Origin of the sequence: Vibrio kanaloae, assembly GCF_024347535.1 — a bacterium.
Lineage (GTDB): Bacteria > Pseudomonadota > Gammaproteobacteria > Enterobacterales > Vibrionaceae > Vibrio > Vibrio kanaloae.
The window spans coordinates 1,285,717-1,305,596 of record NZ_AP025497.1 but is presented as its reverse complement, the minus strand read 5'-3'; the positions used below and the strand labels follow the sequence as shown (position 1 = coordinate 1,305,596).

Sequence of the window (19,880 nt, the reverse complement as noted above, 5' to 3'; positions counted from 1 at the left end):
AATTAAGCATATTTCTCTTCAAAATCTTTCATGAAGCTCACCAATGTTTGGACACCTTCCAATGACATTGCATTGTATAGTGATGCTCTCATTCCGCCTACAGCTCTGTGCCCTTTTAGCGACTTCAAACCAGCAGCGTCTGCCAGCTCTAAGAACTTCGCATCTAGCTCAGGTTTCGCTAGTTGGAATGGTACGTTCATTCTTGAACGGTTTGCTGTGTGAACGTCGTTCTTATAGAAATCAGAATCATCAATCGCGTTGTAAAGTAGTGCCGCTTTTTCTTGGTTAACACCTTCCATCGCTTCAACCCCCCCCTGAGCTTTCAGCCATTTGAAGACTAGGCCAGATAGGTACCAAGCGTAAGTTGGTGGTGTGTTAAACATAGAATCTTTTTCAGCAAGCACTTTGTAGTTGAGAATGCTTGGCAATACTTCGTTCGCAAGCTCGAGCAGATCATCACGCACGATAGCGATGCAGATACCCGCAGGGCCAATGTTCTTTTGCGCGCCAGCATAAATAACACCATATTGAGACACATCAATCTTGCGAGACAAGATATTCGATGACATGTCTGCAACGATAGGCTTGTCAGTTTGTGGTAGCTCACTGATCTCAATACCGTCGATGGTTTCATTTGGACAGAAGTGAACATACGCCGCTTCTGGGTCGATTTTCCAATCTTTTGCTGGAATAACAGCCGCTTTACCATCAATCGATGTTTTGGCATTAAATACATCAATTTCACAATACTTACTTGCTTCAGTCACTGCACTTTCGGCCCAGTAACCCGCGTCAATGTAAGTCGCCTTCGTCGCGTCACCTAAAAGGTTTAGAGGCACAGCTGCGAATTGAGCACGAGCGCCCCCCTGACAGAAAAGCACTTTATAGTTGTCTGGAATGTTCAGAAGATCACGTAGGTCTTGCTCCGACTCATCAGCAACTTGAATAAACTGCTTGCTGCGATGGCTGATTTCCATAACGGAAGTCCCTAAACCATTCCAATCAATAAAATCAGCTTGCGCCTGTTTCATTACCGGTTTAGGAAGTGCCGCTGGACCAGCACTAAAATTGAATACGTTATCTAATGTAAGTTCCATGGGGATGATTGCTCCTGCTATCCTGCTAAATAATAACTAAGCAATTAATACCATGTTTTCTCCAACATAAAAACAACAAAAGAGGTCTTAAGACCTCTTTTGTTTCGTACATTATCAAATGTTTAACTTATCCCGCTAGATCACCCACCAGTAATAAGCTCAACTGTTTTTATTGAACAAAAACTGGCATAAGAAGTGCGATTAATGGGATTTCTTGCCCATTTTCAAACACTAGATTTCCATTTTCTAATTCAGCGCTGATTTCATAACCACTATCGGTTTCCTTGATCATTTCCATCACAATCAATTCATCGATACCCTCACGGATGAATGGGTACTCTTCAACCAGTTCATATGAGAAGCTCGAGTGAATATTTCCCGTCAATGCTGGCAGAATTGTCGAAGGGTTATTGCTAATGTTCTCTGTCCCTTCAGGTACGCTCACCAACCAGTTTGATTGAAAATCCCCCTTGCCTAGAGCTAATGACATATTATTCATTGAGAGGTCGAAACCTTTAGCAAACAATATATCGATAAATGGAATGATCTTCGAAACGTCTTCTTGAGTCAAAACAGGACTCGATTGGTAGATCTCAAAAATTTTCTCAAACGACTGACTATCCAGTTTCGACATTTCAAAATCGACGTTTAAGTTATTGACTTGCCCATCATTGGTCTCAAGATTTTCGACACCCAACTTCAAGTTACTGCGCAGTCGCTTAGTCTCTTCATCTAAATGAGATTCAAAGTCGTACTGTGAGTTTTCTATGGTCATGAACGGTTGCATGGTTGAATCTGAAACCAAAAATCGATCTACAGTAAAGCTCTGTGAACCCAGCCAGTAGCCTTGCGCTTGTTGGCCAGAGCCTGTGCCCTTGAGATTTGATAGTGTCGCTTCTTCACCTGTTTCAAAATCAATTTGTACAGAAGGAACAGAAAGCGTGTAATCAACCTGACCTAACACGGTAGCATGGCCAGATAACGTAGACTTAGTGATGGATACAGACGTACCATTTTCACCAGAACCTTGGTGGTTGAACTGGTCCAATTCAAAATTAAAATCTGTATTACCGTTGAGCTCAGTGCTAGTCGTCAGAGTTAGAGGCAAAGTTTCTAAGTTCTCAAGCGTCGACAACGCATTCAGACTCACTAAACCGTGGCTGACCGAACTGTTGACCACGAACTCACTCGGCAGCCCATCAAGCGCTAGTTGCTGCTTCAGGTTATCATCGGTCACTGTTAGACGAGTCTTAACATTAGAAGACAAGTATCCCCTATCATATTCGACTATTTCAGCCAGAATACTTGAATTGTTAAGTTTTGCGACACCATCAGTAATAGCATTCTGCCCAATTTGCCCAACCGCCAGCGGCCAACAAAGTGCCAATGAGATTGCTCCGCCAATTGCACCAATTTTTCTTAACTGTTTCATGAGTTCTCTTCTACGCTAGTCTGTTTTTTTTCAGTCTACCCCATCAGTAGCCAACAAGGAACATTGAGTTAAATCAGTCTATTGCTAGATACCTCAACCCACTCAACAAATTAACGTCTAGCTCTCATCCTTATTCAATAGTTCTTGTTAAGCTAAAAGCATCACTACTACAAAGGTTGAGCTGTGAATCAATACGCTGTTATTTGTTTGGACAATAATCCAGTTAGCATTGAAAGAATACATTCGGAGTTAGCTCCACTGTCTTCGGTATTCGACATTTATACTGCCGAGAACATAGAAGATGCGTATCATGCATTACAAGATATCGGTGACAATCACCAGACAGTTGCCCTAGTTATTACTCATCATCACTCTCATTTTAATGGCGTACAATTTCTTATTGAAATTGAGCAACTGCCTCACAGTAGTATCGCAAGAACAATATTAATCAGTGCTTCGTCAGAGATTCAATCAATTCTGACCGCGGTGAATGAAGGTCGGCTCAATCACTGCCTGACCAAACCAGTTCAAGATCAAGTTCTATTCAAGTCAGCACAAAAAGAACTGACTTCTTTTGTAATCCAATACGACTCCGAAAACCTCCTATTCTACAGCGACACGTTAGACCAACAGCGTCTATTGAGAGCTCACATCGAACAAAAAATTCATTCGTTCCAATCCGGATTTATCCACGATTATCATCAGCTTTCAGATAATGCTTTAGCAGAGCGTGTCGTCAGTGCCTTGCAAGATATATTCTCTATCGAGGATAAAACCAAAGCTATTAGGGAGTACTCGCCGGAACATTTACTTACTGTAGAAGGTGAAGACAATTGCTTTTTATGGTTGATCATTGAAGGTCAAGCAGCGCTCTACAAAAAGGATGAGTTAGGACAACAACGAGAAGTAGTACGACACTCCAAAGGCAATATTGTCGGTGGTATGTCTTTTGTGACTGGTGAACCTTCGTTCTCTACAGCGATAACCCTAACCCAAACACGAGTGATTAAGCTTGATAAAGATAGCTTTGCTCAGGTTATGCACTCAAATAATACCCTACTGCCGTTATTTACCAATCTGCTGTTGCGTCACTTCAATCGACGCTTACAACGAAGCATCACTAATAAGATCAAGCTACAGCAAACGTTGGAGTCACTGGAATCAGCCCACCAGCAATTGATTGAAAAAGAGAAGATGGCGATGCTGGGGCAACTTGTCGCAGGTGTTGCTCATGAGCTGAATAACCCGATTGCAGCGATCTTGCGAAGTATTGAAACTCTGTCGGAGCATCTCGACCATATACTCGAAAATTCATTACTTCCAGAGTCAAATAGAGGTACTGATGTATTAACGTATTCAAAGCTAGCGAAGCCACTATCTACGGCGCAAGAAAGACTGCTTGTAAAACACCTTACATCGACTATCAATGATCGTGCTTTAGCCAAAAAAGCCGTGAGGCTCAACCTAAGTCAAGATTTGACGTTTTTAGACACTCTGAAAGAAGCCCCTATTGCAGGTAAAGAACTACTTAATGACTTAGAGCATTACCACTATGTTGGGAATTCTATTCGCTCCATCCAAGTGTGTAGTAAACGTATTGCCGATATGGTGAAAAGCTTAAAAAGTTATGCCCGCGAAGATAATGAGATTCATCACTACGCGGATATCCATGAAGGGCTTGAAGATACGTTAGTGATTTTTGAAAACCGACTCAAGCATCACAAACTAGAAAAGCACTACGATACAGACTTACCACCTTTGTTATGCCAATCGCTTGCGCTGCAACAAGTGTGGACTAACCTAATCTCCAACGCGCTCGATGCCCTTTCTGGCACTGGTAAAATTACCATTACCACTTCTCGACAGGAAAAAGGCGATGATAGCTTTTTAGTGGTTAGAATATCGGATACTGGGCACGGTATTGCCAAAGAAGACATCAATACTATTTTTACCCCAAACTTCACCACCAAAAAAGAAGGTAACTTTGGTTTAGGGATTGGGTTGTCCATTTCACAACAAATCGTTTCGGCTCATCAAGGATTTATGTTGGTGGAGTCTGAGGTAGGAAGCCATACCACCATGCAAGTGTGGCTTCCGTTCAAACAAAAAGGAGCACCTCATGAATAAGTACCTAATTTTATGTGTCGATGATGAACCAGAAGTTCTCAATAGTGTCCTTCAAGATCTGGCTATGTTTGAAGATAACTTTATCGTTGAAGGTGCTGAATCGGTAGATGAAGCCAAGCAAGTGATTGAAGAAATGGCTCAAGACGGCATTAAACTCGCCTTAATCTTGTGTGACCACATCATGCCAGAAAAAACCGGAATCGACTTTCTCATAGAACTCAACCACCAAGATTCAACTAAGGCTACACGAAAGCTTTTGCTCACAGGGCAAGCAGGCCTTGAAGATACGGTAACGGCTATCAATAATGCGGCACTTGATTTCTATATCTCTAAACCTTGGCAAGGTGATCAACTCAGAGGCACCATTACTCAACAACTTACCGATTTTGTAATCAAAAACGACGAACAACTGTTAAACTGGACTTCCATCTTAGATACAGAACGTATACTCACCTCAATGTCGGATAAACGCACAAGTTTTGGTGAATAGCATTTAGAATTTGATGGTTAGCTTTCAAATTAAAGAGAATAACGCCATAAATATGAGATCTCAGTAGCAGAGTATCACTAAAAGTGATTGTTTTTTATTCGAATAACAAATGATTGGCATTTTTATGGATTACTTTTCCGTGAGTTAGATTAAACTATCTTGATGTTTATGGTTTGCCTGATTTTTCTCAAACCAAAGGAATTAACACTAATAAAGGTTTACGATCGTTATGCGCAAAATACTACTTACTACCGCTATGCTATTGGCTTCTAGTCAAGCGCTAGCTGTCGATGAACAACCACAAGTAATGAGCAACTTCAGCTACGATTACTTCGAAGCACGTATCGGTGCTAGCCCAGTTACATTTGGTGGTGCGTTCAGTAAGTCAATCCATCCGAATGCTCACGCTGTGGCGCGTATCGATTCAGAATTTGAAGGCGATTACGACTCAGCTGTAGGTCTTGGTTTCCACGCACCAATCAACAACTGGGCTGATCTAACAGGTGAAATGCTAGCGCGCATCGTTCAGCCTGAAAATTCAAGCTCTACTGATATCGGTATGGAGATCAACGTTGGTGTTCGTCAATGGCTTGGTCCACAACTAGAGGTTGGTGGTAAAGGTGGTTACGTTTCTATCGATGACAACGATGATTGGACAGGTTCTGTTTACGCACGTTTCCACTCTACTGAACTATTCTCTATCGGTGCTGAAGCGCGTATCAACGACTTCTACGGTGATCAGGTAATGTTCACTACTCGTTTCAAGTTCTAAAACTCAACGAGCCAGCTCCAATGAGCACTTACTTTTCTTATTAGGAAGGTTAAGCCAGAAACAAAAAACCGAGGACATTCCTCGGTTTTTATTTATTTACAGTAATCTTAAGCATATAAGGAGGGTTTCTTTAATGGCAGCTCTTTAATAATTGCTGCTTGCGTGGCTCTTGCAACAGCTTCCAATGGATACCATCAATTGCACCTGCAAATTTCCAAAGTAGTTTTAAGTCAACATCATTTCCGTACGCTTTGCGAACCTTATTAAACACTTCAGGCGCACCCAACTGCATAAACATTGAAACATCATCCACACCAGCCTTTTTCACCATACGTTCTAGTGTAAGTTGCATGTTGGGCAGATCTCTTAACCTGCGGCTCGCTGAAGATTTTTTGAAACTACGTTGCTGTATTGAATTATCGATTGAAGTACGAATAATGCTATCCAATTCAGGATGTTCACATGTAAACAGGTCAGTAATATCGTAATAATTTACCGTTGCTATTGTCTGCTTTTTAACATGGCGATATTTTTCACAATCAAGGTCCGTCAGTTTTTTATCTAATGAATTACCACCTCTAATGAATAAACAACCTCCTGTCAATAAAGCGAACATAGCGTCGTTTTGAAAAAGGCCAAGACCTCCAAACATAGAACGTTTTTGATGTTTGCCAAATTGATTCACGTAGTTAATAAATGCTGTCTCTGTCATTTCCGTTGATCCTTAATCAAATTACCCCGATTAGGTTGATCACCAGACAAGCAGCTTTTTATGCGAAATTTTTAAATCTATCTATTATAGTTAGGTGAATATTATAGTTGCGTTTTCCACCTTTAAATAAATGATACTTTGAAAAGAAAAATAAGTCTGGACCTAGTTCACATCAATCCAATATGCATTCGCTTTAATCATGATTGACATCACAATAAACTATCGAGCTAAGCTTGAATCTTGACGTTCGGTGATACATCGGTTCAAGTTTCTGGAGTTTATATGATCCAATCAGTATTGCCTCGCAGCATCGCGGCTTGTAAAATGGTATGACATACATATGGTTACTTCTTATATGAATCATTTATCGTTTTTCTGGCTACCACAAAATAAGGCTCTTCTCTTAAAGGGTCTGGAATCAGAGTTTGCTCAACTTGTTGGACATTCTATCTCAGCGGGAAAAATAACACTTCCTCCTATCCCTAACGTTGTACTGAAGATTCAAAAGCTGTGTACCCTTGAATCAACGGGGATTAGCGAAGTTGCCGAGTGCTTACTTGAAGACCCAGGCCTCACTGCTATCGTGATTCGTGTCGCTAACTCAGTCGTCTTTAACCGACGCAACATTACTTGCGTCGATATCATGACGGCGGTATCACGTCTTGGCATATTAAGAGTACGAGACATCGTTACTGCACAAGCTATTGAACAACTCAAGCATTCCGTGGATCTAAGTAAAGAGTGTAATCAGTTGTTGGTTCAGAGTGCTTCTGTATCCAAAGAGCTAGGCGCCACTATGGTACTAGTGACTAACGGATTCAAAGCGCTTTCGCCTGTTGAATATCGCTACCTTGAGCACGAGAAATCATTGCTTGTTGGGTTACTGGCCGACATCGGCTTGTTCTGCTTGGTTAATGAATACCACCTCTATCTCGAAAACGGCAACTACCTAGACCATGACATTGCCCTACAGATCTTCCAAGGCCAATGCTCTGCAACCAGTAAACTGGTACTTAATCGTTGGGGTTTTGACAGTGATTTCATCGATGTGTGCAGTAATACAATCAATCAACAAGAAGCACGTGAAGTCTCTTACTTAGATATAGCACGAATCGCAAGCCACTTGCTGATGTTCAGAAATAAGGATGAGAATATCGACGATCACGAGGTTGAGCTGAACGTGACGGGTGCAGAAGTGCTTTATCAGTTAAGCAACTTGAGTAAACATGATTTTAATGCAAAGCTAAACGGCGTTATCAACACTAGCGGCTTCTAGGTCACTAGTAATTGCTAAATAAGTGCACGATGAAGTAAATGCAATGGGGAAAGCATGTTTACAGGGATGATCTTTATATTTGCGCCACTCGTCGTGGGGTATCTGTTTTCTATTTCAAACGCTCAAACGTTAGAATTTATTAACCGCTCAACATCGCGTTTGATCTACGTGATTTTAGCCCTGATGGGCTTAAGCTTAGCTGCGTTAGATAACCTAGGCAGTAACTTGCAAACAATTCTTCTTTATACTGTCACTTTCTTTGTCTGCTTAAGCGTTTGTAACCTAATGGCGCTTCCCGCGATTGATAAGCTACTGCCACTCAAAACGGACAGCAGTAAAAAGAAGCTCCCCCTCTCTTCTATGGCGATGGAGTCGGCTAAGCTGATCTTGGTAGTGGGCTCAGGTCTTATTACAGGTTTAGTACTGCCTATCGGCCTTGACTGGGTAGATACAGCAAGTGAATGGATTTTATTTGTGCTGCTGTTTTTTATTGGCATTCAGCTGCGCAATAGTGGACTCACACTTCGACAGATCTTACTCAATAAACACGGTATGGTCATCGCTGTTACAATCATCATTACCTCAATGTTAGGCGGTGTTATCGCGGCTTACCTATTGGATATTCCACTGTTCAAAGCTTTAGCGATGTCTTCTGGCTTTGGTTGGTACTCTCTGGCCGGTATCTTAATGGGTGACGCGTTTGGCCCTGTCTATGGCGGTGCGTCATTCATGCTAGAGCTATTAAGAGAGTTGGTCGCGTTAGTGTTGATTCCAGTATTGATTCGCAGCTACCCATGTACCTCTATTGGCTATGCGGGTGCAACAGCAATGGACTTCACCTTACCTGTGATTCAAACAACAGGTGGCGTTCGATGCGTTCCTATCGCGATTGTCAGTGGCTTTATATTAAGCTTACTTGTCCCTGTTTTGATGTTGTTCTTTGTATCTCTTGCTAACTAGATCGCAGGAATAGCGTTTGTTTTAGATTAGAATGCGTCTCGAATACCAATGCCCAAGACACCAATACAGTTACCGAAATAAAAAGGCACTAAGTGTCATTGCTCAACAAATAACGTTCACGGTACTCTGTAACGACAAAGTTATAAAAAGAATAAACTCACAAAAGGAACCACTATGAAACGCCTTTGCGTCGCATTACTGCTAGCTACAACTTCTACTTTCTCTTTTGCAGCAGATTCAATGTCTGAGACAAATCAGTGCCAAGCAAAAAAATATGATGCGTACATCGATGCTTCTTTAGGTTGGTATGCTGATCTTGCTGCATTAACTTCTGAGCAATACCCAGAGCTAACAGAAGTAAGTGAGTGGTTCCTAGAAGGTCGTAAGCACCACTTTGAGCTTAGCCGTGCTGCGGTAAATTATTATCTAGTGAATGATTCAAGCAAAGTAGCAACCGCACAGCCTGTTGAAGGTTGGTTGCAACTCGAACAGCATGACATAAAGACGCTCTCAAAACGTGATGATGAGCTTGGCCAAATTGCGAAAACGACGTTCGACGACCGCCAATCAACGCCTCACGCTCAAAACTACGAGTTACGCTCAGCATTTGCAGAACTGCTTAGCCACCCTAAGCAAATCGACACAGCGCTTCAACGTTACAACCAGTCGATTGCTAAGCTGGAAGCAATTAAGTGTAAGTAGCCCCTCACCTAATAGGGTCTTATGAGAAGTTGGATTTCATAATTAAGACGGGACATTGTTCCCGTTTTCGTTTAGATTATTCCGCTCGCGTCAATATTAGAAAAATAACTCGCTTGCTATGGTTACGGAACAAAAAACAGCAGATGTTAGCTTCGACAGTCTTCTACGTATCTTCACGGTACCGGAAGGCCCAGATTCAACACTCACTCAAATTGAAGACAAACTTTCACGAAACCTGAATCAGTTCTTACGTGAACATATTGTGGCTGAAGAAAAGCCGCTACGTGAAATTGAGAAAGATTTTTCAAATGCTCATATCCCAGAGCAACCTGAGTTTGTTTCAGAACATACTGAGCATCTCCTAGATTCTCTCGTGTCTCATTCGGTCCATACGTCGTCGCCAAGTTTTATTGGCCATATGACGTCTGCGTTGCCGTACTTCCTGATGCCGCTTTCTAAAATCATGATTGCGCTAAATCAAAACCTAGTAAAAATAGAGACCTCCAAAGCTTTCACTCCCCTAGAGCGTCAAGTTCTGGGCATGCTACATCGCTTGATCTATCAAGATAATGACCAGTTTTATTCTCGTTGGATGCACAGCGCAAACCACTCTTTAGGTGCGTTTTGCTCTGGTGGTACCATCGCGAACATTACTGCGCTTTGGGTTGCACGTAACAACGCACTAAAAGCGCAAGGTTCGTTCAAAGGTGTGGAAAAAGAGGGCTTGTTTAAAGCCATGAAGCACTACGACTACGAAGGCCTTGCCATCTTAGTCTCTGAACGTGGTCACTACTCTCTGAAAAAAGCTGCAGATGTGCTTGGTATTGGCCAAGAAGGTTTGGTATCGGTTAAAACGGATAACGACAACCGTATTTGCACTGATGACCTGAGATTGAAGATCGAGCAGCTCAAGCAGAACAAGATCAAACCTTTTGCGGTCATTGGTGTGGCAGGAACAACCGAAACCGGTAATATCGACCCGTTAAGGAACATTGCAAAGGTGTGTGCCGAATCCGATTGTCATTTCCACGTTGATGCGGCTTGGGGCGGTGCAACTCTGATGTCTAACAACCATCGTCATCTGCTTGATGGTATTGAACTGGCAGATTCAGTTACGATTGATGCGCATAAACAGCTTTATATACCTATGGGTGCTGGCATGGTTTTGTTTAAGAAGCCAGATGCGATGACGGCGATTGAACACCACGCTCAATATATCCTGCGTAAGGGCTCTAAAGACCTAGGTAGCCATACTCTAGAAGGCTCTCGATCCGGTATGGCGATGCTAGTGTATGCTTCGATGCACATTATTAGTCGACCTGGTTATGAGCTACTTATCGATCAAAGCATCAACAAAGCACGCTACTTCGCCGACCTGATTAAAGAACAAAGCGATTTCGAGTTGGTATCAGAACCAGAGCTTTGCCTACTAACTTATCGCTACATACCTGAATCAGTAAAAGCTGCACTGCTTAAAGCGGAACCAGAACAACGCGTAGCATTGAATGAGTTGCTTAATGAACTCACCAAGTTTATTCAAAAGAAGCAACGTGAAACAGGCAAATCTTTTGTATCTCGAACTCGCTTAAACCCTGAAGTTTGGGCACATCAACCGATCATCGTTTTTCGCGTAGTGTTAGCGAACCCATTAACGGGCAAGGAGATTCTTTCTTCAGTGCTTGAAGAACAGCGTGAAATCTCTAAACTAGCGCCTAACTTAATGGGCAAAATCACTAAACTCACCATGCAAATAAGTGCATAGTCATTCAATTTTAGTTGCATCAAATTGAAAATTTCTTTCTTTTTGATGTAACTAAGCTGTCAGTTCATACTTAAATTGCATTCTTTTTGCTCAAACTCTCTTCCAATTCTGTAGTTTTCTAAAATTTTGTTGAGGTTTGTCATATTCTTAAGCATTCGTGCCGTGTTTTTGTATTAGTAAATAGTATGTTGGGTTTATACTGACTCTACGGTGCTAGTTAGCTTGATATCTATTTGATGCAGCAGTATTTACAATACCGAATATAAGTCTGGTTTTGTCATTACGGATATTTGTTTCAGCCATACCCCCTGGTAAAAGATATTAACTAGCAAGTTGTTCTCTATACCCTTGTGAACACTATGAATACATTAGAAAAAATACAAAAAAACCTGGAAAATTTCAGCAAGTCTGAGCGTAAAGTAGCCGAAGTAATCATGGCTTCCCCTCAAACTGCAATTCATTCTAGCATTGCTACCTTAGCTAAAATGGCTGACGTGAGTGAGCCTACAGTTAACCGTTTCTGTCGTCGTTTAGACACAAAGGGTTTCCCTGACTTCAAACTTCATCTGGCTCAAAGCTTGGCGAACGGTACACCTTACGTGAACCGCAATGTTGAGGAAGATGATGGCCCAGATGCTTATACCCATAAGATTTTCGAATCGACGATGGCCTGTCTGGACGTAGCTAAAAACAGTTTAGATGCGATGCAAGTCAACCGCGCAGTTGACTTGTTGACTCAAGCAAAACGCATTTCGTTCTTCGGACTGGGTGCATCTTCTGCCGTCGCTAAAGATGCTCAAAATAAGTTTATTCGTTTTAATATCCCTATTACGTGTTTCGAAGACATCGTGATGCAACGAATGAGCTGCATTAACTGCAGTGACAACGATGTCATCGTACTTATCTCTCACACTGGCCGTACAAAGAGCCAAGTTGAGATCGCGAACCTAGCTCGTGAAAACGGTGCAACCGTTATTGCTATCACAGCAAAAGATTCTCCTTTAGACAAAGCAAGCTCGCTTTCTATTTGTCTGGATGTTCCAGAAGACACTGACGTTTATATGCCAATGGCAAGCCGCGTTGTCCAAATGACGGTTATTGATGTGTTGGCGACAGGCTTTACGCTTCGTCGTGGCTCTGGTTTCAGAGAGAACCTAAAACGCGTTAAAGAGTCACTGCGTGATTCACGTTACGAGAAGTACTCTCAGTTCTAAACTGCTAAGACAAGAACTGAACACAAGTAGAACTAAAAAGCGGAGCCTAGTGCTCCGTTTTTATTGGTTTTAATAGCGCTTATACGACATTGATAAACTTTATATAATTAGGTAGCCGAACTGTAACCCTTCACAGTCACAAGCGCTCTAATGTAAAACCAGTAACCAATAGCACTTTGCAGCCATATTGATTAAACAGAGACAATGCAGATCCATCTCCAAAAATAACCTTTGATGATGGAGTATCATTCATAGAAAACAACTACAATCTTTTTTATGAACATTATTTGCTCTGATAGGTAAAACCTATTGTATTAAGAGGCAATTCCACCTTTATTTCCCTAATGCATTAAGGCATAGTTGGATTCAAGAATTTTGAGTCATATTCATTTAAGAATAGTTGACGTATTTTAGGTTAACGAGCCTCATCCCGTATTTAGGAGAAATGAAATGTTTGTAGTTATTTTTGGTCGCCCTGCTTGCCCATTTTGTGTTCGCGCAAAAGAGCATGCTGAAACTCTTAAAGCTAAGCGTGATGACTTCAACTATCGTTATGTTGATATTCATGCTGAAGGCATAAGCAAAGCAGACCTAGAAAAAACAGTAGGTAAGCCAGTAGACACTGTGCCACAAATCTTCATCGATCAAGACCACATTGGCGGTTGCACAGAATTTGAAGCATACGCAAAAGAAAACCTAGGTCTTTTCGATTAAGATTCTGTTTAGTTATAACTAGTTTTCTAGCATATTTCACAGCCCGCTATTGTTTGCGGGCTGTTTTATTTCTGACCCAAGCTAAGTAGAAGTAAATTTAAAGTAAAAAGGCAAAATACCGCTTATAATTTATTTATATTTAGATACAATTCACCTCTGTAACTTACCCCTGTGTTCCACGCCAATTATTGAGCGACCACTGTGAATATCGACGTTGTTTTTTTGCTAGAACAAAACCCTATCCTTCTCATCTTTGTTGTTTTGTCGATTGGCCTTGCCATTGGCAAAATTCGGTTTGGTAGCCTCCAACTTGGCAACTCTATAGGTGTACTTATAACTTCCCTGATCATGGGGCACCTTGGTTTTTCCTTTAACGCAGACGCTCTCACCATAGGTTTTATGCTCTTTATCTATTGTGTCGGTATTGAAGCAGGACCAAACTTCTTCGGTATATTCTTCAGAGACGGTAAACATTATCTCATTCTAAGTCTTGTGGTGCTTTCTACCGCGATCGCCTTAACCTATTTCAGCAGCCACTACCTTGGTCTCGGGTTTGGTTTATCTGCAGGTATGATGGCGGGAGCCTTGACTGCAACACCAATCTTAGTAGGAGCTCAAGACGCTCTGAATTCTGGGCTTGCAGAAATACCAAGGAACATGGATTTAGGCCTGATCATTGAAAACCTTTCTGTTGGTTACGCAATGGCTTACTTGGTTGGCTTGATCAGTATGATTATGTTCGCCCGTTTAATTCCAAAGCTTCAGAAAGTAAACCTGCACGATTCAGCAGAGCAAATAGCTCAAGAGCGTGGCCTGGGTTCTTCAGGGCAACGTAAGGTTTATCTTCCAATTATTCGTGCTTACCGTGTGGGACCAGAACTTGTTTCGTGGACAGGCGGTAAGAACCTGCGTGAGCTGGGTATCTATCGTCAAACTGGCTGTTACATCGAGCGTATTCGCCGTAATGGTATTCTTGCCCACCCTGATGGTGATGCCATTCTGCAAGAAGGTGATGAAATTGCTTTGGTTGGTTTCCCAGACAGCCACGCGCGTCTTGACCCGAGTTTTCGTAACGGTAAAGAAGTTTTCGACCGTAACCTTCTTGATCTTCGTATCGTAGAAGAAGAGATCGTCGTTAAGAGTGACAGTATCGCGGGTAAACGACTGTCGGACCTGAATTTGTCTGAGTATGGCTGTTTCTTAAACCGAGTAGTGAGAGCTCAGATTGAGATGCCAATGGACTTAAACATTGTGCTTTCTAAGGGTGATGTATTACAAGTCAGTGGTGAGAAAAGTCGAGTCCATGGCTTAGCGGAGCAAATAGGCTTCATCTCAATCCATAGTCAAATGGCAGACTTGATGGCTTTCTGTAGCTTCTTCATTCTGGGTATTTTATTCGGCTTGATCACAATGACATTTGGTCAGGTTTCATTTGGGTTAGGTAATGCTGTAGGCCTTCTTCTATCAGGTATCATGCTTGGGTTTTTAAGAGCTAACCACCCTACCTTTGGCTACGTTCCTCAAGGGGCGTTAAACATGGTCAAAGATCTTGGCTTGATGTTCTTTATGGTTGGTATTGGCTTAAGTGCTGGTGGAAAGATGTTTGAGCACATAACTCAAGTAGGTCCCCAGGTGATCGGTATCGCTCTCATAGTAAGTGTACTGCCAGTTTTCTTCGCTTACTTAGTTGGCGCTTACGTCTTGAAAATGAACCGTGCTCTGCTGTTTGGAGCCATCATTGGCGCACGAACCTGCGCCCCGGCAATGGACATAGTCAATGGCCACGCTCGCTCAACCATCCCAGCACTAGGTTACGCAGGGACTTACGCGATAGCGAATATTTTGATGACCCTAGCAGGTACTTTTATCATCATTATTAGCTAGCGTTTGAGACTTTAAAGGCAGTCAAGCTTAGATATTTCGAATGCACTAGTCCACTTTGGGTTAGTGCATTTTTTATTACTTCTTCTCTTTCACTTGCTCTTAAATCCCTTCGCATCTCGCAACTCGAATTCCCTATCTGATCTTTACCTCTTTACTCAAACAACAGACAAAAAAATAGGCGCTCAGTGAGCGCCTATTTCATTTGAATCGATTGTTGGAATTAGATGTCAGCTACATCAAATTCAACCGCTGGGTTGACATCAGCTTCGTAATCAACACCTTCAACACCGAAACCAAATAGCTTCAAGAACTCTTCTTTGTACTCTACGTAGTCAGTCAACTCTTTTAGGTTTTCAGTTGTGATTTGAGGCCATAGGTTACGACAATGCTCTTGAATGTCGTCACGAAGTTCTAGGTCATCTAGACGTAGACGGTTCACTTCATCCACTTCTGGCGCGCTGCCGTCTTCTTTGTATAGACGCTGGCTGAACATACGGAAGATCTGTTCCATACAACCTTCGTGAATACCTTCTTCACGCATCTTCTTGAACACCATAGCGATGTAAAGAGGCATAACAGGAATGGCAGAGCTTGCTTGAGTCACAACAGACTTAAGAACAGCAACGTTTGCAGTGCCGCCAGTTTGGCCTAGTTTCTCGTTAAGCGCTGATGCTGCACGATCTAGATCCATCTTAGCTTTACCTAGTGCGCCATCCCAGTAGATTGGCCACGTTAGTTCAGTACCGATGTAGCTGTAAGCAACCGTCTTACAACCGTCAGCTAGAACACCCGCTTCAGAAAGTGCATTGATCCAAAGTTCCCAATCTTCACCGCCCATTACAGTAACAGTGTCTTTGATCTCTTCTTCAGTTGCAGGCTCCACGCTTGCTTCGATGATCGCATCTTTGTTTGTATCTACCGCTGTAGATGTGTACGTTTCGCCGATAGGCTTAAGAGCTGAACGAATGACTTCGCCAGTCTCTGGCATTTTACGCACTGGAGACGCCAGTGAGTACACAACCATATCGATCTGACCTAGATCTTCTTTGATCAAGTCAATTGTTTTCTGTTTTGCTTCGTTAGAGAAAGCATCACCGTTTAGGCTTTTTGAATACAGACCTTCTTCTTTAGCTAGCTTGTCGAACGCTGCCGAGTTATAAAAACCAGCTGTGCCAGGTTTTTTCTCAGTACCGGCTTTCTCGAAGAAAACACCGATAGTTGAAGCGCCGCCACCAAATGCAGCCGCAATACGTGAAGACAAGCCGTAGCCACTTGAAGAACCAACAACTAGTACACGTTTAGGTGCGTTTGCGATTGGGCCTTGAGCTTTTGTGTAAGCTATTTGTTCTTTTACATTAGCTTCACAACCGACTGGATGTGTTGTAGTACAGATGAATCCGCGAATTCGAGGTTTGATGATCATATTCAACTTCCTTAAAAAATCAGGTTAAGGATAAGAGTTTCGTGCGCAAATGGCATCTAATTTCTGTAAAAATGTGGTGAAAATGCAAGTGGTTGGATCACTCAGCTCATATTTGCTGACTAAGTCACCACTTGTTAACGCGTCTATTGCAATTTCTACGACAAAAACAAAAAAGGCACCTTATTAGGTGCCTTTTATCATTTCTTTATCTAAGCAACGCTATTTAGCTTAGGTTTTAACTCTTTTCGCGTCAAAGTTTCACTAAAGTCATGACTGAAGTGGTCAACTTGAATCGCTGTATAGCGTAGTTTATCAGCAGCAACAATTTGGTCGACTTCTTCTTGTGTCAGAACATCAGCAGCAAGTGCTTGAGCCAGTTTATCCGCAAGCAAGCCTTTACGAGCTACTTTGCCCTCTTTCACTGCTTTGAAGATCTTACGCTCCAGAGGCTTGATGCTGTACATCGCATTGAAAGCATTCTCCATAAGGCCAACACTATCATCTTCCTCTTTGCCAATGTAACAAAGGTGAGTCAGACGTTCACGGTGTGCACCTGGAGTCATCAAGCTCTCTGCTAGTTGAACTGTTAGGTTATCACTCGGTTTCTCGAAGTGGTTACCTACAGGGAAAACTAGACCTTTAAGTACTTTACCCACCATCTTGTTCGGGAAGTTTCTGTACGCTTCTTGTAGCGATTTAGCCGCGTTGTGGAAACAGTGTTGAACCGCGTAATGTACGTAGTCTAGGTCAGCTTGTTGACGACCTTCGTCTTCATACTTCTTAAGCGCAGCAGACGCCATGTATAGGTAACTGAGACCATCACCCAAACGTGCAGAGATAAGCTCTTTACGTTTCAGTTCGCCACCTAGCGTCAGCATTGCGAAATCCGCACTGACTGCAAGCGCACGGCTCAAACGAGTCAAATCTTGGTAGTAAGGTTTCGTTGGGCCACTCATGTTCGCTTTAATGAACTTAGAGCCCGTTAATGCAGCCCCAAATGCACCGAACGTGTTCTTAGTCGCGTGTGAGATATGCTTGAACAACAATTTATCGAAATCCTTCGCACCTTGCTTCTCATCAGGGTTCGCTGCTGCTTCCATTTCGCTCAATACGTATGGGTGACAGCGTGTCGCACCTTGACCAAAGATCATCAGGTTACGAGTTAGGATGTTCGCACCTTCTACTGTGATAGCAACAGGAATACCTAAGTAAGGTGCTGCCAAGTAGTTCATTGGGCCATCTTGAATGGCACGACCTGAGTGAATGTCCATTGAATCATTCAGAATAGTACGTGCCATCTCTGTCATGTGATATTTTGCGATAGCCGTTACGATACCCGGCTTTTCTTTCATATCAAGTGAAGTAGTTGTCAGTGTACGAGTCGCTTCTAGTAGATACGTTAAGCCACCAATACGGCCTAAGCTCTCAGCAACACCTTCAAATTTACCAATCGACATACCGAACTGCTTACGAACATAAGCGTACGCACCAGTCGTTTTCGCCGTTAGATGGCCCATCGCCGTGCCAAGTGCCGGTAACGAGATACCACGACCGGCAGACAGACATTCCACCAGCATACGCCAGCCTTTACCTGCATAATCTGCGCCACCGATTAGCCACTCCATTGGGATAAACACATCGTGACCGCGTGTTGGACCATTCATAAATGCAAGACCAAGTGGGTCATGACGTTCACCAATCACAACACCTTCGTGGTCTGCCGGGATTAGCGCACAAGTGATGCCGATGTCTTCTTTGTCGCCAAGTAGTTTCTCAGGATCGTGCAGTTTAAAAGCCAGCCCAAGTACAGTCGCTACTGGTGCTAACGTAATGTAGCGTTTGTTCCAGTTAAGCTTAATACCTAGTGTCTCTTTACCTTCGTGCATTCCCATACACACAGTACCGACATCAGGGATACCGCCCGCATCAGAACCTGCTTCAGGGCCGGTTAATGCGAAACATGGGATATCTGTTCCGTCAGCAAGACGAGGCAGCCAGTAGTCTTTTTGATCTTGAGTACCGTAGTGAGACAGCAGCTCACCAGGACCAAGAGAGTTTGGAACCATTACCGAAACCGCAGTGCTGATACTACGCGTCGCAATCTTAGTTACTATAGTAGAGTTGGCGTGTGCTGAAAATTCACGACCGCCATACTCTTTCGCAATAATAAGAGAAAAGAAACGCTCTTTACGTAAGAAGTTCCACACCTCTTCAGGAAGGTCTCGATCTTCTTTTACAATTTGGTGGTCATCAAGCATAGCGAGCAAGGTTTCAAGCTCATTATCCATGAACGATTGCTCTTCTGCTGTCAGCTGAGGTTTTGGGTATTGGTGCAGCTTAGTGAAATCTGGTTTACCAGAAAACAGCTCTCCGTCCCACCACACGCTACCCGCTTCCATCGCTTCTTTTTCGGTGTTAGATAGTGGTGGTAGTACTTTTTTAAAGAGTTTAAAAGCTGGGTCACTTACCCATTTTTGTCTTAGAGAGCTCATAGTTCAGATCCTTTTGTTCACTATATTGGTTGTGAATATTTCGCTTTTTATTGTTTTATTCTTCTGCTGACATGCCAGCGGCTAAATATGGAATAAGAATATCGACCACTGCCTTAGCATCTATCTTTCTGTCGTAGTCATTTTCTGCAATTTCTACCAGAGCCTGACTTGATGCCATGGTGAATACACAAGCCCCTAAAGTGAAGTGTAATCGCCAAAATAGCTGTTCTTGAGTGAGGTTCGGATTCGCCTTCATTACTGACGTCGTAAATAAAGAAAGTACTTCGCTATAACGAGTTGTAATGAACCAACGCAAGTGCCCTTGCACATCCGTATAGCCTCTGCCGATAAGTAACATAAATCGACTTGTGCCATTAGGCCTAACATCATTAAGGGCTCTTAGTGGTTGCCTTAAAGACTCAAACACATCATTCATAGAATACGTTTCGTCCAAGTTTAAGTTCACCAAAGCGTCTTGCAATGCTGGCATAAATGCCTCTAAATAACGATTGAGAACTGCACGAACCAGAGTTTTCTTATCGCCAAAGTGGTAATTGACCGAAGCTAAATTGACATTGGCTTTACCTGTAATAGTGCGTAAAGAGGTGTCATTGAAACCGTGCTCAGCAAATAAGCCTTCAGCTACATCTAAGATTTTGTCTTTGGTTGTACTTCTTGGTGCCATTTCAATCACTCGTATTAAACAACTGTTTGAAATATACGCCTAGTACATTTATTTAACAAGCAAGCAACATCACATTTTCACAAATTGGTCGTACCAGTTAATAAAACTCAGCACTAACCGCTTGAATCGATGTGTGTT

At 42.5% G+C, this 19,880-nt stretch carries 16 protein-coding genes; 10 read left to right on the top strand and 6 right to left on the bottom strand.

What is annotated here, in order from left to right:
* Positions 1 to 2: 2 nt before the first annotated feature.
* Together serC and OCV24_RS06115 are read right to left on the bottom strand one after the other, a co-directional pair.
* Positions 3 to 1,097 (bottom strand): 3-phosphoserine/phosphohydroxythreonine transaminase, encoded by a 1,095-nt coding sequence (gene serC, locus OCV24_RS06120; protein WP_046224607.1) that lies wholly within the window; start codon positions 1,095 to 1,097, stop codon positions 3 to 5.
* A gap of 169 nt (positions 1,098 to 1,266) precedes the next feature.
* Positions 1,267 to 2,529, bottom strand: coding sequence for a DUF945 family protein (locus OCV24_RS06115; RefSeq protein ID WP_017057548.1), 1,263 nt, complete (start codon positions 2,527 to 2,529; stop codon positions 1,267 to 1,269).
* A 183-nt stretch (positions 2,530 to 2,712) separates the two neighbouring features.
* Here OCV24_RS06115 and OCV24_RS06110 point away from each other — a divergent pair, with 183 nt between their 5' ends.
* From OCV24_RS06110 to OCV24_RS06100, 3 genes are all read left to right on the top strand, one after another.
* On the top strand, positions 2,713 to 4,656 hold the full coding sequence (locus OCV24_RS06110; protein WP_077680537.1) for an ATP-binding protein: 1,944 nt from the start codon (positions 2,713 to 2,715) through the stop codon (positions 4,654 to 4,656).
* Positions 4,649 to 5,146, top strand: a complete 498-nt coding sequence (locus OCV24_RS06105; RefSeq protein WP_017057550.1) for a response regulator — start codon at positions 4,649 to 4,651, stop codon at positions 5,144 to 5,146. Before OCV24_RS06110 ends, OCV24_RS06105 begins: the two co-directional genes overlap by 8 nt.
* Before the next feature lie 229 nt (positions 5,147 to 5,375).
* Positions 5,376 to 5,918 (top strand): hypothetical protein, encoded by a 543-nt coding sequence (locus tag OCV24_RS06100; RefSeq protein WP_017057551.1) that lies wholly within the window; start codon positions 5,376 to 5,378, stop codon positions 5,916 to 5,918.
* Positions 5,919 to 6,048: 130 nt separating this feature from the next.
* Here the strand turns inward: OCV24_RS06100 and OCV24_RS06095 are convergent, their stop codons facing one another.
* Positions 6,049 to 6,630 (bottom strand): TfoX/Sxy family DNA transformation protein, encoded by a 582-nt coding sequence (locus tag OCV24_RS06095; RefSeq protein WP_017057552.1) that lies wholly within the window; start codon positions 6,628 to 6,630, stop codon positions 6,049 to 6,051.
* A gap of 355 nt (positions 6,631 to 6,985) precedes the next feature.
* Here OCV24_RS06095 and OCV24_RS06090 point away from each other — a divergent pair, with 355 nt between their 5' ends.
* From OCV24_RS06090 to OCV24_RS06060, 7 genes are all read left to right on the top strand, one after another.
* Complete coding sequence (locus OCV24_RS06090; protein ID WP_029627151.1) at positions 6,986 to 7,906, top strand: HDOD domain-containing protein; 921 nt, start codon at positions 6,986 to 6,988, stop codon at positions 7,904 to 7,906.
* A 54-nt stretch (positions 7,907 to 7,960) separates the two neighbouring features.
* On the top strand, positions 7,961 to 8,866 hold the full coding sequence (locus OCV24_RS06085) for a lysine exporter LysO family protein (protein ID WP_017057554.1): 906 nt from the start codon (positions 7,961 to 7,963) through the stop codon (positions 8,864 to 8,866).
* A gap of 174 nt (positions 8,867 to 9,040) precedes the next feature.
* Entirely contained in the window at positions 9,041 to 9,568 is a 528-nt protein-coding gene (locus tag OCV24_RS06080; RefSeq protein WP_017057555.1) for a hypothetical protein, read from the top strand.
* A 118-nt stretch (positions 9,569 to 9,686) separates the two neighbouring features.
* Positions 9,687 to 11,330, top strand: coding sequence for a pyridoxal-dependent aspartate 1-decarboxylase PanP (gene panP, locus OCV24_RS06075; protein WP_017057556.1), 1,644 nt, complete (start codon positions 9,687 to 9,689; stop codon positions 11,328 to 11,330).
* A 359-nt stretch (positions 11,331 to 11,689) separates the two neighbouring features.
* Positions 11,690 to 12,544 (top strand): MurR/RpiR family transcriptional regulator, encoded by an 855-nt coding sequence (locus tag OCV24_RS06070; protein WP_017057557.1) that lies wholly within the window; start codon positions 11,690 to 11,692, stop codon positions 12,542 to 12,544.
* A 450-nt stretch (positions 12,545 to 12,994) separates the two neighbouring features.
* Positions 12,995 to 13,258: a GrxA family glutaredoxin gene (locus tag OCV24_RS06065; RefSeq protein ID WP_009847069.1), complete on the top strand. Its 264-nt coding sequence runs from the start codon at positions 12,995 to 12,997 to the stop codon at positions 13,256 to 13,258.
* Between the two features lie 201 nt (positions 13,259 to 13,459).
* The gene (locus OCV24_RS06060; RefSeq protein WP_017057558.1) at positions 13,460 to 15,142 is read left to right on the top strand and encodes an aspartate:alanine antiporter; all 1,683 of its coding nucleotides are present in this window, start codon (positions 13,460 to 13,462) and stop codon (positions 15,140 to 15,142) included.
* A 220-nt stretch (positions 15,143 to 15,362) separates the two neighbouring features.
* On the opposite strand, the gene fabV is transcribed toward OCV24_RS06060, so the two are convergent.
* The 3 genes from fabV to OCV24_RS06045 all read right to left on the bottom strand — a co-directional run bounded on the left by fabV (position 15,363) and on the right by OCV24_RS06045 (position 19,742).
* Positions 15,363 to 16,565 (bottom strand): enoyl-ACP reductase FabV, encoded by a 1,203-nt coding sequence (gene fabV / locus OCV24_RS06055; RefSeq protein WP_017057559.1) that lies wholly within the window; start codon positions 16,563 to 16,565, stop codon positions 15,363 to 15,365.
* 209 nt (positions 16,566 to 16,774) lie between these two features.
* Positions 16,775 to 19,057: an acyl-CoA dehydrogenase gene (locus tag OCV24_RS06050; protein WP_017057560.1), complete on the bottom strand. Its 2,283-nt coding sequence runs from the start codon at positions 19,055 to 19,057 to the stop codon at positions 16,775 to 16,777.
* A gap of 55 nt (positions 19,058 to 19,112) precedes the next feature.
* A complete protein-coding gene (locus OCV24_RS06045) occupies positions 19,113 to 19,742 on the bottom strand; it encodes a TetR/AcrR family transcriptional regulator (protein WP_017057561.1) in 630 nt (209 codons plus the stop codon).
* Positions 19,743 to 19,880: the final 138 nt, after the last annotated feature.

Coding starts and splice junctions, on each gene's coding strand:
- serC (WP_046224607.1), bottom strand. CDS start 1,097: ATGGAACTTACATTAGATAACGTATTCAATTTTAGTGCTGGTCCAGCG.
- OCV24_RS06115 (WP_017057548.1), bottom strand. CDS start 2,529: ATGAAACAGTTAAGAAAAATTGGTGCAATTGGCGGAGCAATCTCATTG.
- OCV24_RS06105 (WP_017057550.1), top strand. CDS start 4,649: ATGAATAAGTACCTAATTTTATGTGTCGATGATGAACCAGAAGTTCTC.
- OCV24_RS06100 (WP_017057551.1), top strand. CDS start 5,376: ATGCGCAAAATACTACTTACTACCGCTATGCTATTGGCTTCTAGTCAA.
- OCV24_RS06095 (WP_017057552.1), bottom strand. CDS start 6,630: ATGACAGAGACAGCATTTATTAACTACGTGAATCAATTTGGCAAACAT.
- OCV24_RS06090 (WP_029627151.1), top strand. CDS start 6,986: ATGAATCATTTATCGTTTTTCTGGCTACCACAAAATAAGGCTCTTCTC.
- OCV24_RS06085 (WP_017057554.1), top strand. CDS start 7,961: ATGTTTACAGGGATGATCTTTATATTTGCGCCACTCGTCGTGGGGTAT.
- OCV24_RS06080 (WP_017057555.1), top strand. CDS start 9,041: ATGAAACGCCTTTGCGTCGCATTACTGCTAGCTACAACTTCTACTTTC.
- panP (WP_017057556.1), top strand. CDS start 9,687: ATGGTTACGGAACAAAAAACAGCAGATGTTAGCTTCGACAGTCTTCTA.
- OCV24_RS06070 (WP_017057557.1), top strand. CDS start 11,690: ATGAATACATTAGAAAAAATACAAAAAAACCTGGAAAATTTCAGCAAG.
- OCV24_RS06065 (WP_009847069.1), top strand. CDS start 12,995: ATGTTTGTAGTTATTTTTGGTCGCCCTGCTTGCCCATTTTGTGTTCGC.
- fabV (WP_017057559.1), bottom strand. CDS start 16,565: ATGATCATCAAACCTCGAATTCGCGGATTCATCTGTACTACAACACAT.
- OCV24_RS06050 (WP_017057560.1), bottom strand. CDS start 19,057: ATGAGCTCTCTAAGACAAAAATGGGTAAGTGACCCAGCTTTTAAACTC.
- OCV24_RS06045 (WP_017057561.1), bottom strand. CDS start 19,742: ATGGCACCAAGAAGTACAACCAAAGACAAAATCTTAGATGTAGCTGAA.